Below are 13,550 nucleotides of genomic sequence, written 5' to 3'. Positions count from 1 at the left end.
CCGTCTCATCCCCACCAGACGCCGTCATCCCGGCGCCAGCCGGGATCCGGTTACTGGACTTTAGCTGACCGCACAAGACTGGGCCCCGGCTTGCGCCGGGGTGACATCGTGTGTGCTGCGGATCTGGTGAGAGCCTTAAGCGCCCAGCGGATCGGCGACCATCGGCCAGATCGTCCGCCGCGCCTTGCGGTAGTTCGTCGTCGCTGGCGTGTTTGGATAGGGCCGTCCGGCCGAGCAATAGATGATCTCGGCAGCGATCCGGGCGAAGGAATCATAGAAATGGTTGGTCGACTTGATCAAAAGGATCTTCCGCTTCGTCGGGTCGATTCCCATCACCGAGAACAGGCTGGGGTCAAAGCTCTGTGCCCGGGTCGAATTGAGGATCACGTCGATCCCGTCGAACTGGATCCAGACCGCATCGCCGAACGGGGCAAAGCTCTCGCCGAACTTCATCTCGGCATTGGCCACCAGCTTGATGATCTTGACTCGCTTGTCGATCGGATTGCCGGTATCGGGGGCCGATTTGGCCCCAAAGCGCAGCGGGATCTCGGCGCCTTCCCCGGCGGCAAAGCAGATCTGCACCGCGATCGGGTCCCAGATGGTGCCCACCGCGACATCGGTCGCGCCCCTGCCGATCAGCTCGGCCAGCAGCACCGTGGCATCGCCCGCCGTGCCGCCGCCCGGATTGTCCCACACATCGGCAATCACCACCGGTCCCCGGGGCGCCGCCAGCGCCTGGGTGACCGCAGCCACTTCGTCGATCTGCTTGACCATGAAGGTGCCGCGCATGTCATAGAGTTCACGCCCGAGCTTTTCCGCCAGCGCCGCGCCCTTGGCCGCATTGCCATCGGTGATGGCGATGATCTTGGTCCCCATTTCGGGCACGTCGGCGGCCATGAAACCATGGATCACCGACAGCGACAGGATTTCCGGATCGCTGGCCTCCAGCGCCAGCAGCTGGTCGACAAAGCCGCGCATCGGTTGCTTGGAGGTCGGGAACACATCGATCATCTGCGGGTCGAACACCGACATCACCGGCTTGATCTCGCCCTTGAGCGTGCGCACCACGATGGCCCAGAGGTCGCGGGCCCGGTCGACAAAGTCGATATGGGGAAACTCCTTGAAGGCGACAAGGAAGTTGGTCGCCGCCACGCGCTTGGCGGTCAGGTGGCTATGCGGATCGAGCTCGGCACAGATCAGTACGTCCGGTCCGACGATCTCGCGCATCCGCGTCAGCAGATCCCCTTCCGGATCGTCATAGCCCGCCGCGACCATGGCGCCATGCAGCCCCATCACCACGCCGTCGACGGGCAGGGCTGCGCGCAGCTGGTCGAGAATTTCGTCGCGCAGGAATTCATAGGTGTCGCGGTTGATCAGCCCGGCCGGGTCGGCCCAGCTGGCGCTGCCCTCGATCAGCGTCCAGCCTTCCCGGGCGCAGACCTCGCGGCCCACCGTGATCGGCGCGGTGCACAATGTCGGCGTTGCCGGATGCTGGCCCGGCTTCGCATAGAGCGAGGCTTCAAAGGCGCGCTTGTCGATGCAGATGGGCGAAAAGGTATTGGTTTCCGTTGCCAAGGCAGCAGTAAAGAGGCGCACAATGAACTCGCAAGAAGCTGGGGTCGGGACAGGCGACGCAGACACTGCGCCGTGGCAATCACGCTAGCACAGGCTGGCGGTGTTGATCACGTAAGAAATTTACACAAAACCGCGCTTTTGGTCGCAGAAATCGCCGTTGCGACGGGATAGGCTGCCAAATAGCGAAATTCACTTACAGAAAACTTGGAGCAAGCGATGTCGATCAAACGTTATGGTGCTGAAAAGTCGGGTGCTGGTGGCCAGAACCTGCCCTTCGCCCGCGCCGTGGAAGCTGGCGGCTTCCTGTTCGTTTCCGGCCAGGTGGCCATGAAGGACGGGGAGATCGTCCGCGGCGGCATTGTCGAGGAAACCCATCTGACCATCCAGAACCTCATCGCCATCCTCAACGAGGCTGGCTACGGGCTCGAACATGTCGTGCGCTGTGGCGTCTGGCTCGATGATCCACGCGATTTCTGGAGCTTCAACGGCGTCTACAAGAGCTATTTCGGCGAACACCCGCCAGCCCGCGCCTGCGTGCAAAGCCACATGATGGTCGACTGCAAGGTCGAGATCGAATGCGTCGCCTATAAGGCTCCATAACTCGAAAAGCGGGTGACCGGCATGACCTCTTCTCCCTTCCGCCTTGATGGCAAGACGGTGTTGATCTCGGGCGCCGGCGGTGGCATTGGCCGTTCGCTGGTCGCCGCCTTCCAGGCCGCCGGCGCGCTTGTCGCCGGCGCCGACCGCGAAGCCGGCATGCTCGATGGAATGGGTCTGACCCATCAGGTATTGTTCGATCAGGCCGATCCCAGGGGCACCCGCGCCGCCATCACCCGCTACCTCGCCGAGGCGGGCACGCCCGATGCGGTGGTCTCCAATGCCGGCTTCACCCGCGCCGAGGTGCTTGAGCATCTCGATGACGAGATCTGGGCGTCCGAACTGGCGATCAACCTCAATGGCGCCTATGCCATGACCGATCCGATCGTTGCTGCCATGGCTGACCGCGGCTCGGGCAGCCTCGTCTTCATCTCCTCGGTCAATGCCATCGCTCATTATGGCAACCCGGCCTATTCCGCCGCCAAGGCGGGGCTTGTCGCCTATGCCAAGGCCATCGCCATCGAGCGCGGCGGTCAGGGCGTCCGCGCCAATGTCATCTGCCCCGGCTCGGTCCGCACGCCGGCCTGGGACCATCGCCTTGAGGCCGACCCGAGCCTGCTCGATAATGTGCTGCCGCATTATCCATTGGGCCGCATGGTCCTGCCGATGGAAGTCGCCAATGCTGCCGTATTCTTTTGCTCCCCTGCCGCCTCGGGGATCACCGGCACGGTGCTGCCGGTCGATGCCGGGCTGACCGCCGGGAACCTGCGTTTCGTCAATGAAGTCCTCAAGGGAAATGCCTGACATGAGCATTATCGATATCGATACCCCCGCCGTTCTGATCGATATCGACCGGGTCGATGCCAATCTTCGCCGCGTGCAGGACTATGCCGATAGCCATGGCCTCGCCCTGCGGCCGCATATCAAGACCCACAAGCTGCCGCGCTTTGCCCAGCAGGCCATCGATCTGGGCGCCGTCGGCATTACCGTGCAGAAGCTCGGCGAGGCCGAGGTGATGGCCGATGCGGGGATCCGCGACATCTTCCTGCCTTACAACATCATCGGGCTCGCCAAGCTGGAGCGTCTGCGGGCGCTGGCCAATCGGGTGCGCATCGCTGTCACCGCCGATAGCGAAGAGACGGTGCTGGGTCTGTCCTCCGCCTTCATCGATGCACTGGAGCCGCTACGCGTGCTGGTCGAATGCGATACCGGCATGGGCCGCTGCGGCGTGCAGTCGCCGGCCGCCGCCCTGGCTTTGGCGCAGATGATCGACGCTGCGCCCGGCCTCGCCTTTGGCGGCTTGATGACCTATCCGGCTGCCGGGCAGGTCGAGGCCAATGCCGCCTGGCTCGCCGAAGCCAGGCGCGTCCTCACCGATGCCGGCCTGCCGCCCGCCATCGTCTCCAATGGCGGCACGCCCGATGTCTGGCGCGCCCATGAAGTCACCGCCGCCACCGAACACCGCCCCGGCACCTATATCTATCTCGACCGCTTCCAGGTCGCCAAAGGCGTCGGCAGCTTCGCCGATTGCGCCCTGACCGTCCTCGCCACCGTGGTCAGCCGCCCCACCGAAAACCGGGCTATCATCGACGCCGGCTCCAAGGCGCTGACCAGCGATCTCCTCGGCATGGACGGCTTCGGCCTGATCGAAGCCTATCCCGGCGCTGTCATCACCGGCCTCTCCGAGGAACACGGCACCATCGACCTCACCAATTGCGCCACCAGGCCGGCCATCGGCGACAAGCTTCGCATCATCCCCAACCACGCCTGCGTCGTCAGCAACCTGTTCGATACCGTGACCCTGATTTCGGGCGACGCAGTCGTCGAAACCGTCCCCGTCGGCGCCCGCGGCCGGGTCGACTGAGGCCGCGCATAAGCACAGAACTGGCTCCCCTCCCCCTTGAGGGGAGGGGCCGGGGGGGGGGGGGCCGCGCCCGCCCCCAACGCGATATTCGCTCAAGCCCCAGCACCCCCCCCCCGGGGGGGGGGGGGGGGGGGGGGGGGGGGGGGTGGGGGTGCCGCGCCCGCCCCAAACGCGATATTCGCTCAAGCCCCAGCACCCCCACCCTGCCCCTCCCCCCAAGGGGGAGGAGACGCTCGCTGATGGCGCGGTGACTGCGGTTGCTGCCCCATAGCCGTGGCCCCCCTTCCTTATGCCTTCCTTATGCCCCAGCCCCACAATTCGCATCGCACCCTGAGGGACGGCGGCGCGATGCTGTGAGCGTCCAATTCTGGAGGCTCGCATGCTCGATCTCGTCTTCATTGCCATCGCTGTTGTCACCTTTGTCGGTCTGGCGCTCTACGCGCGCGGCCTCGGCAAGGTTTGATCCGCCATGGTCATCCTCGTTACCGGTCTGCTCGTTGCGCTGGGCCTGGCGGCCTACCTCGTCGTGACCCTTTTGGCGCCCGAGCGCTTCTAATCCTCAATTTCTCCCAAGGAGACCTTTCATGACCTGGCAAGGCTGGCTGCAGATCGCTGCGGTTCTGCTGGCCGTGCTCGTTATCATCAAACCGCTTGGCCTCTACATGGCCCGCGTGTTCGCTGGTGACCGCACGCCTCTTTCTCCCGTTCTCGCGCCAGTCGAGACGGGCTTTTATCGTCTGGCGGGCGTCGATCCGCGCCGCGAACAGGGCTGGTTCGCCTATGCGATCGGCGTGCTGGCCTTCAGCCTCGCCGGTTTCCTGCTGCTCTATGCCATGCTGCGCCTGCAGGCCTATTTGCCGTTCAATCCACAGGGCTTTGGCGCCCTCGCGCCCGACCTGGCCTTCAATACGGCGGCCAGCTTCGTCACCAATACCAATTGGCAGGCCTATGGCGGCGAAACCACCATGAGCCATTTCAGCCAGATGGCCGGCCTGACCGTGCAGAACTTCGTGTCCGGTGCCACCGGCATCGCCGTGGCCATCGCCGTCACCCGCGCCTTCGCCCGCTCCGGCGTCAAGGAACTCGGCAATTTCTGGGTCGATCTGACCCGCGCTACCCTCTACGTGCTGCTGCCCATGGCCATCATCGTGGCCCTGGCATTCGTCGCCCTCGGCCTGCCGCAGACGCTTGATGGCGCCATGGCGGCAACCACGCTCGAAGGCGCCAGCCAGACCATCGCGCTCGGCCCGGTTGCCAGCCAGGAAGCCATCAAGCAATTGGGCACCAATGGCGGCGGCTTCTTCAACGTCAATGCCGCCCATCCGTTTGAAAACCCCAACGCCTTCAGCAATTACCTCAACATCTTCTCGATGCTGTCGATATCGGCTGCTTTGGTTTACGCCTTCGGCCAGATCGTCGGCAGCCGCCGTCAGGCCTGGGCCCTGCTCAGTGCCATGGCCATCCTGCTCGTCACTGGTATCGGCATCGTCTATTGGGCCGAAACCGCGGGTAATCCGATCCATCTCGCGCTCGGCGTCGATCCGGCTTTGGGCAATATGGAAGGCAAGGAAGTCCGCTTCGGCCAGGCCATGACCGCGCTCTATGCCGGCGTCACCACCGGCATATCCAATGGCGGCGTCAATGCCATGATGTCCTCCCTTACCCCCCTGGGCGGGCTGGTGCCGATGTTCCTGATGCAGCTGGGCGAGATCCTCCCCGGCGGCGTTGGCTCGGGTCTTTATGCCATGCTGGTGTTCTCGATCCTCGCCGTGTTCATCGCCGGGCTGATGGTTGGCCGCACGCCCGAACTGCTGGGCAAGAAGATCGAGGCGCGCGAAATCAAGCTGGCCATGCTGGCCGTGCTGTTGCTGCCGACGGCCATTCTCGGCTTCTCCTCGGTCGCCGCCATGCTGCCCGCCGGGCTCGCCGGCCTCGCCAGTGCCGGTCCCCATGGCCTCAGCGAAATCCTTTATGCCTATACCTCGGCGGCGGCCAATAACGGCTCGGCCTTTGGCGGGCTCTCGGCCAATTCGCCCTGGTACAATACCACGCTGGGGCTGGCCATGCTGGCCGGGCGCTTCGCCTATATCGTGCCGGTGCTGGCCATTGCCGGGGCCCTGGCAACCAAGCCCAGAGTGGCGCCGTCGAGCGGCACCTTCCCCACCCATGGCCCGCTGTTTGTCGGCCTGCTCATTGGCATCATCCTCATTCTGGGCGGCCTGCAATTCTTCCCGGCGCTCGCCCTCGGCCCCATCCTCGAGCATGTGCTGATGCTCGCCGGCCAGACCTTCTAGGAGACGCAATCATGTCGTCCAAAACCCTCTCGCCCTCAGTGCTCGCCCCGGCGATCCTGTTCCCGGCGCTGCGCGATGCGCTGGTCAAGCTCGATCCGCGCCAACTGGTGCGCAATCCGGTGATCTTCGTCACCGAAGTGGTGGCGGCCTTCGTCACGCTGCTCTGGCTGCTGGAAATGAGCGGCGGCACCGGCGCACCGGCCTTTTCCGGCCAGATCGCCGCCTGGCTCTGGTTCACCGTGCTGTTCGCCAACTTCGCCGAAGCCGTCGCCGAAGGGCGCGGCAAGGCCCAGGCCGAAAGCCTCAAGCGCGGCAAGGCCGACCTCATCGCCAAGAAGCTGCTGTTTCCCGGCCAGCCGGGCAATAATGGCTGCGAGATCGTGCCGGCCGCCAGCCTCAGGGTCGGCGATATCGTGCTGGTCGAAACCGGGGACCTGATCCCCGGCGACGGCGAGGTCGTCGCTGGCCTGGCCTCGGTCAATGAAAGCGCCATTACCGGGGAGTCCGCCCCGGTGATCCGCGAAAGCGGCGGCGACCGTTCGGCCGTCACTGGCGGCACCGAGGTAATCTCCGACTGGCTGCGCATCCGCATCACCACCAAGCCCGGCGAAAGCTTTGTCGATCGCATGATCGGGCTGATCGAAGGCGCCAAGCGCCAGAAGACCCCCAATGAGATCGCGCTGTCGATCCTGCTCTCGGGCCTCACGCTGATCTTCCTGATTGCCGTGGTCAGCCTTTATGGCCTGGCGCTCTATTCGGGCAGCGATCTGTCTCTGGCGGTCCTGGCCGCTTTGCTGGTCACCCTGATCCCCACCACCATTGGCGGGCTGCTCTCGGCCATCGGCATTGCCGGCATGGATCGGTTGATCCGCTTCAATGTCATCGCCACCTCCGGCCGCGCGGTGGAAGCCGCCGGTGATGTCGATACCCTCCTGCTCGACAAGACCGGCACCATCACCTTCGGCAATCGCATGGCCAGCGAATTCCTGCCGGTCGACGGCGTCAGCGAAGTCTCCCTCGCCGAAGCCGTGCTGCTGGCCAGTCTCGCCGACGAAACCGCCGAAGGCCGCTCGATCGTGGCGCTGGCCAAGGCCGATTTCGGCCTCACCGAACCGCGCATCGTCGGCAATGGCACCACCACCATTCCGTTCTCGGCAACGACCCGGATTTCGGGCATCGATATCGAGGGCCGCCAGATCCGCAAGGGCGCCATCGATGCGGTGCTGGCCTTTGCCGGCATCAGCCGCGACACCGCCCCACGCGAATTCCTCGCCGCCGTCGACAAGGTCGCGCGCAGTGGCGGCACGCCTCTCGGCGTCGCCGATAGCGGGCGCCTGCTCGGCGTCATCCACCTCAAGGATGTGGTCAAGCCCGGCATCAAGGAGCGCTTCGCGGCCCTGCGCGCCATGGGTATCAGGACGGTGATGGTCACCGGCGACAATCCCGTCACCGCCGCCGCCATCGCCTCGGAAGCCGGCGTCGATGATTTCCTCGCCGAAGCCACGCCCGAGCAGAAGCTCGATTTCATCCGCCGCGAACAGACCGGTGGCCGCCTCATCGCCATGTGCGGCGACGGCACCAATGACGCCCCGGCTTTGGCCCAGGCCGATGTCGGCGTCGCCATGCAATCGGGCACCCAGGCGGCGCGCGAAGCCGGCAATATGGTGGATCTGGATTCCAGCCCCACCAAGCTCATCGAGATCGTCGAGATCGGCAAGCAGATCCTGATGACGCGCGGCTCGCTCACCACTTTCTCCATCGCCAATGACGTCGCCAAATATTTCGCCATCATCCCGGCGCTGTTCCTGGCCACCTATCCCGAACTTGGCGTGCTCAACGTCATGGGCCTGGCCTCGCCGCAATCGGCGATCCTGTCGGCGGTGATCTTCAATGCGCTGATTATCGTGGTGTTGATCCCGCTGGCCCTGCGCGGTGTCAAATACCGCCCGGTGGGCGCCGCCGCCCTGCTGCGCCGCAACCTGCTGGTCTATGGCCTCGGCGGGCTGATCGCGCCGTTCGTGGGCATCAAGCTTGTCGATATGGCGGTTTCCGCCCTCAACCTGATTTAGGGAAGGCACCATCATGCTCGCTCAACTTCGTCCCGCCATCGTGCTCATGCTCCTGTTCACCCTGCTGCTGGGGCTGGCCTATCCGCTGGCCATCACCGGCATCGGCCAGGCGGCATTTCCCGCCCAGGCCAATGGCAGCCGCATCGAGCGCGATGGCGTGCTGATTGGCTCATCGCTGATCGGACAGAACTTCGCTGGCGCCGGCTATTTCCATCCGCGCCCCTCGGCGGCCGACTACAACGCCGCCAGCTCCGGAGCCAGCAATCTCGGCCCGACATCGATGGCTCTGCGCAATGCCATTGTCGAACGCAGCGCCGCGCTGGCCCTGGACATGCCGGTGCCTGCCGATGCGGTCACCACTTCGGGTTCGGGGCTGGACCCCCATATCTCGCCCGCCTTCGCCCGGACCCAGGTCGCCCGCATTGCCACGGCGCGTGCGCTGCCGCCCGAACAGGTCGCCGCCCTCCTTGCCGCCACCATCGAACACCCTGTGCTGGGACTTATCGGCGAGCCGCAAGTGAATGTGCTAAGGCTCAACCTGGCACTCGACGCCATGGCGCCACCAGCAAGCTGAGATGACTGACAACAACGACACATTGCGGCCCGATCCGGCTGCCCTTCTGGAGCTTGCCGCGCGGGAAACCCGCGGCAAGCTGACGATTTTTCTGGGTGCCGCGCCCGGCGTCGGCAAGACCTATGCCATGCTCACCCGTGCCCGGCAGCGGCGGGCCGAGGGCGTCGAAATCGTCATTGGCCTGGTTGAAACCCACGGCCGCGCCGAAACCGCAGCGCTGCTCGAAGGTCTCGAAATCCTGCCGCGCCGCGCCGGCCGTCAGGCGGGGCGCACCTATGACGAGTTCGATCTCGATGCGGCGCTCCGGCGCAAGCCAGCCATTATCATCGTCGACGAACTGGCCCATTCCAACGATGCCGATGCGCGCCACCCCAAGCGCTACCAGGATATCGCCGAGCTGCTCGCCGCCGGCATCGATGTGTGGACGGCGCTCAACGTGCAGCACCTCGAAAGCCTGTCCGATCTGGTTGCCCGCATTGCTGGCGTGCCGGTGCGCGAAACCGTGCCCGATATCGTGCTGCAAAAGGCCGATGAGGTGGTGCTGGTCGATCTGCCACCGTCCGAGCTGATCGCCCGGCTCAGGGAGGGCAAGGTCTACCTGCCCGAAAATGCCGGCCGCGCTGCCGAAGGCTTTTTCAAGCCCGCCAATCTGACCGCCCTGCGCGAACTGGCGCTGCGCCGCACTGCCGATCGCGTCGATGACCAGATGGCCGATATCTGGCGCCAGCAGGCCGTCGAAGGGCCCTGGACCACCGGCGAACGCCTGTTGGTCTGTGTCGGTCCCGATCAGCTCTCCGAAAAAGTGGTGCGCACCGCCAGTCGCCTTGCGGTCGGGCTGAATGCGCGCTGGATCGTGCTGTCGCTCAGCGGTGCCAGCAATCCCATCCCCCCGCCTGCCAGGGCAGCGCGGCTCGAAGCGACCCTGCACCTGGCCGAGCGGCTGGGTGCCGAAATCCGGCGCGCCACCGTCGATGATTTCGTTGCCGAAATCCTGCGCATCGCTAGGCGCGAAAACATCACCCAGATCGTCGTCGGTCGCCCCCGACCCGGCCTCTTGCCGCGCCGCTCGCTGCCCGAGGCGCTGCTGCGCGCCGCCGGCGACATCGGCGTCTATATGGTGCCGGGGCAGGGCGATGCGCCGCGCAATCCATTGCGGCTGCGGCGTCGCACCCTGCCGCAATGGGCGCTGACATTGGCCCTGCCTTTTGTTGCCACTGGCCTCATCACGGTTTTGGGGCTGGGACTGTCGCAACTGGTGGCGCTGCAGAACCTCTCCATGCTGTTCCTTGTCGCGGTGCTGGTTTCGGCATTGCTGGGAGGTCGCTTTGCGGCGCTGCTGGCTGCTGGCCTTTCCTTCCTTGCCTACAATTTTTTCTTCATCGATCCGGTCCGCACCTTCACCATCGCCCGGCCCCATGAAGTGCTGGCGCTGGCGATTTTTGTGGGCGTCGCCGTGGTCACTGGCTCGCTGGCGGCGCGTCTGCGCGAGCAGATGGGGCGGGCGCGCCAGGCTGTCCGCAACACGCAGGCGCTCTACGACTTTTCCCGCAAGCTCTCGGCTGCCTATGGACTCGATAACGTGCTGACCGCCACCGCCGGGCATCTGCAGACGACGCTGGGCCTCGATACCGTGCTGCTGGCCTCGCTCGATGGTGGGGAGCTGGAATTGCAGGTCGCCTGGCCTCCTGATCAAAACCTCGATGCAACCGCTATGACCGCGGCCCGCTGGGCCCATGACAAGCGTGAGCCCGCCGGCTTCTTGACCGCAACATTGCCGGCCGTGCCCTATCTGTTCCTGCCCATTCGCTCCGAGCAGCGCCTGGTCGGGGTGGTGGGCCTGAAACTCAATGCCGAGCGCGGTCCGCTGACCCCCGACGAGGGCCGCCAGGTTGCCGCAATTCTCGAGCAGGCGGCCATCGCCATCGACCGGGCCCGGCTGGTGCGCGACAATGCCCGCATTGCCCTGGAAAAGGAGGGCGAAAAGCTGCAGACCGCGCTGCTGTCTTCGCTCTCGCACGATCTGCGCACCCCGCTGGCCTCGATCACCGGTGCCGTGACCACGCTGCGTCAGCTGGGCGATCGCATGAATGGGGAGACCCGCGCCGACCTGCTGATGTCCATCGAGGAGGAGACCGGGCGGCTCAACCGCTTCGTCACCAATCTCTTCGACATGACCCGCATCGAATCCGGCGCGGTCAAACCCCGGCGTGACCCAGTCGATCTGCTGGCATTGATCACCAATGTCGTTGAACGGGCCCGCGCGCTGGATCCGGCGCTGGTGGTGGAAACCAGCATTGCCGATGCCATGCCGCCGGTGCTGGCCGATCCGGCCCTGCTCGATCCGGTGCTGTTCAACCTTCTGGACAATGCCCGCAAATATGCTGGCACCGCCTTGCCGGTGACCATCTTTGTCCGCGTCGACAATGGCATGGCCACCATCGCCGTCACCGATCAGGGCAAGGGCATCCCGCCCGGCGAACTCGAAGCCATCTTCGACAAGTTCTACCGTCGCGCCAAAGGCGACCATCGCGCCGCCGGCACCGGTCTGGGCCTCTCCATCGCCCGCGGCTTTGTCGAGGCCATGGGCGGCACGCTCAAGGCCGAAAGCCCCGCCATGCGCCGCCGGGGCACCCGTTTTACCATTCGTCTGCCGCTCGCCGAAGGAGCCCGTTCGTGACTGGTCCCCGCATCCTGGTCGTCGATGACGAACCCCAGATCCAGCGCTTCCTCAAGCCGGCTCTGCTGTCGGTCGATTACGAGGTCATCCAGTCCGGCACCGCCGCCGAGGCCAAGCGCCTCGCCGCCACCCAGGCGCCCGATCTGGTCGTGCTCGATCTCGGTCTGCCCGATGGCGACGGCAAGGATGTCATCACCGCCATCCGTGCCTTTTCCGCCGTACCGATCATCGTGCTTTCGGCCCGCGACCGCGAAACCGAAAAGATCGAGGCGCTGGACCGCGGCGCCGATGACTATGTCGAAAAGCCCTTCGGCATCGGCGAATTGCTGGCCCGCATCCGTACCGCCCTGCGGCATCGCGATGGCGCCTCGGCCCCCGCCGAGACCCAGTTCCGCTTCGGCCCGGTCGAGATCGATCTGATCCGCCGCCGCATCGCCCGCAATGGCGAGCCGGTGCATTTGACGCCCAAGGAATATGACCTGCTGGTCCTGCTCGCCACCAATGCCGGGCGGGTTCTCACCCATCGCCAATTGCTGGCCCAGGTCTGGGGTCCGGCCCATGTCGAGGATGTGCAATATCTGCGCGTGCTGGTCGGCCAGCTCCGCGCCAAGCTCGAAGCCGATCCGGCCCAGCCGCGCCTCGTCACCAACGAACCCGGGGTCGGCTACCGCCTGATCCCCGACTAGTCTTCTTTCCTTCCTCACCTCTCCCTCCGGGAGAGGTCGGCGCCTTGCGCCGGGTGAGGGGGCCTTTTCCATTGCCGCCTTAAGACCCTCTCACCCCACCCCTCTCCCCCAGAGGGAGAGGGAGCAAAGCGGTAGTGGCCCGATTGTGCGCAATGACAGGCTGGCCGCATCCCCGCGCCTGTGGCAGGTTCACCCCAGATCGAGGAGGATAGCCCCATGAGTTTTCGCGCATTGGTCACCGACAAGGACGCCGCGGGCGTGGTTCAGTCATCGGTCCAGCAACTGGACGATGCGCGCCTGCCCGAAGGCAATGTCACGGTCGACATCGACTGGGCCGGGCTCAACTACAAGGATGGCCTGGTGCTGACCGGCGCCGGTGGTCTCGTGCGCAACTATCCCCATGTCGCCGGCATCGACTTTGCCGGCATCGTCCGCGACAGCGCCGATCCGCGCTATGTCGCCGGCCAGCCCGTGGTATTGACCGGCTGGCGTGTCGGCGAAGCCCATTGGGGCGGCTATGCCGAACGCGCCCGCGTCAATGCCGACTGGCTGGTGCCGCTCCCCGATGGCCTCTCCACCCGCGACGCCATGATCGTCGGCACCGCAGGGCTCACCGCCATGCTGTCGATCAACCGGCTCGAAGCCGCCGGGCTCACCCCCGCTGCCGGCGATGTGCTGGTCACCGGCGCCGCCGGCGGCGTTGGCTCCATCGCCACCGCCATGCTGGGGCGGCTCGGCTATGACGTCACCGCGCTCTCGGGCCGTCCGCAACATGCCGAAGCGCTGCTGGCCCTGGGCGCCAGCGCCGTCATGTCCCGCGACGAATTCCTCGCCGCCCCCGACAAGCCCCTCGAAAGCGCCCGCTGGGCCGCGGCCATCGACAGCGTTGGTGGCAAGGTGCTGGGCAAACTGCTCAAGCAGGTCAATTACGGCGGCGCCGTCGCTGCCCTCGGCAATGCCGGCGGCATCGGGCTCGAAACCAATGTCCTGCCCTTCATCCTGCGCGGCGTCACCCTGATCGGCATCGACAGCGTCATGCAACCCTACGCCACGCGCGTGGCCGCCTGGTCGCGCATCGTCGAGCTGTTCGACCCCGCCGTCTATGGCAGCCTTGTCCATGAGATCGGGCTGGAGGACCTGCCAGCGGCCGCAAAGGACATCATCGCCGGCAATGTGCGCGGGCGCTTGCTGGTGAAGCCGCGCTGATGGCCATG

At 65.6% G+C, this 13,550-nt stretch carries 11 protein-coding genes; 10 read left to right on the top strand and 1 reads right to left on the bottom strand.

Annotation, left to right across the window (positions count from 1 at the left end):
- Positions 1 to 135 precede the first annotated feature (135 nt).
- Positions 136 to 1,596, bottom strand: a complete 1,461-nt coding sequence (locus tag BUA69_RS11215; protein WP_046136548.1) for a M81 family metallopeptidase — start codon at positions 1,594 to 1,596, stop codon at positions 136 to 138.
- A gap of 195 nt (positions 1,597 to 1,791) precedes the next feature.
- On the opposite strand from BUA69_RS11215, the gene BUA69_RS11210 reads away from it, so the two are divergent.
- The 10 genes from BUA69_RS11210 (at position 1,792) to BUA69_RS11165 (ending at position 13,542) form a co-directional block, all read left to right on the top strand.
- On the top strand, positions 1,792 to 2,175 hold the full coding sequence (locus tag BUA69_RS11210) for a RidA family protein (protein WP_046136547.1): 384 nt from the start codon (positions 1,792 to 1,794) through the stop codon (positions 2,173 to 2,175).
- 21 nt (positions 2,176 to 2,196) lie between these two features.
- Positions 2,197 to 2,976, top strand: a complete 780-nt coding sequence (locus BUA69_RS11205) for an SDR family oxidoreductase (protein WP_046136639.1) — start codon at positions 2,197 to 2,199, stop codon at positions 2,974 to 2,976.
- Between the two features lies 1 nt (position 2,977).
- The gene (locus BUA69_RS11200) at positions 2,978 to 4,036 is read left to right on the top strand and encodes a D-TA family PLP-dependent enzyme (protein WP_143154490.1); all 1,059 of its coding nucleotides are present in this window, start codon (positions 2,978 to 2,980) and stop codon (positions 4,034 to 4,036) included.
- 469 nt (positions 4,037 to 4,505) lie between these two features.
- Positions 4,506 to 4,592 (top strand): K(+)-transporting ATPase subunit F, encoded by an 87-nt coding sequence (kdpF, locus tag BUA69_RS21550; protein WP_072866540.1) that lies wholly within the window; start codon positions 4,506 to 4,508, stop codon positions 4,590 to 4,592.
- 28 nt (positions 4,593 to 4,620) lie between these two features.
- Entirely contained in the window at positions 4,621 to 6,330 is a 1,710-nt protein-coding gene (gene kdpA / locus BUA69_RS11190) for a potassium-transporting ATPase subunit KdpA (RefSeq protein WP_046136545.1), read from the top strand.
- 11 nt (positions 6,331 to 6,341) lie between these two features.
- Entirely contained in the window at positions 6,342 to 8,399 is a 2,058-nt protein-coding gene (kdpB, locus tag BUA69_RS11185) for a potassium-transporting ATPase subunit KdpB (RefSeq protein WP_046136544.1), read from the top strand.
- A 13-nt stretch (positions 8,400 to 8,412) separates the two neighbouring features.
- On the top strand, positions 8,413 to 8,973 hold the full coding sequence (kdpC, locus tag BUA69_RS11180; RefSeq protein ID WP_046136543.1) for a potassium-transporting ATPase subunit KdpC: 561 nt from the start codon (positions 8,413 to 8,415) through the stop codon (positions 8,971 to 8,973).
- A gap of 1 nt (position 8,974) precedes the next feature.
- Complete coding sequence (locus tag BUA69_RS11175) at positions 8,975 to 11,650, top strand: sensor histidine kinase (RefSeq protein ID WP_046136542.1); 2,676 nt, start codon at positions 8,975 to 8,977, stop codon at positions 11,648 to 11,650.
- The gene (locus tag BUA69_RS11170; RefSeq protein WP_046136541.1) at positions 11,647 to 12,336 is read left to right on the top strand and encodes a response regulator; all 690 of its coding nucleotides are present in this window, start codon (positions 11,647 to 11,649) and stop codon (positions 12,334 to 12,336) included. Before BUA69_RS11175 ends, BUA69_RS11170 begins: the two co-directional genes overlap by 4 nt.
- 216 nt (positions 12,337 to 12,552) lie before the next feature.
- The gene (locus BUA69_RS11165; RefSeq protein ID WP_046136540.1) at positions 12,553 to 13,542 is read left to right on the top strand and encodes an MDR family oxidoreductase; all 990 of its coding nucleotides are present in this window, start codon (positions 12,553 to 12,555) and stop codon (positions 13,540 to 13,542) included.
- Positions 13,543 to 13,550 lie beyond the last annotated feature (8 nt).

It is taken from the genome of Devosia limi DSM 17137, assembly GCF_900128975.1.
Classification (GTDB): Bacteria; Pseudomonadota; Alphaproteobacteria; order Rhizobiales; family Devosiaceae; genus Devosia; species Devosia limi.
The sequence above is the reverse complement of the archived record's forward strand: the minus strand, read 5'-3'. Positions and strand labels throughout refer to the sequence as shown.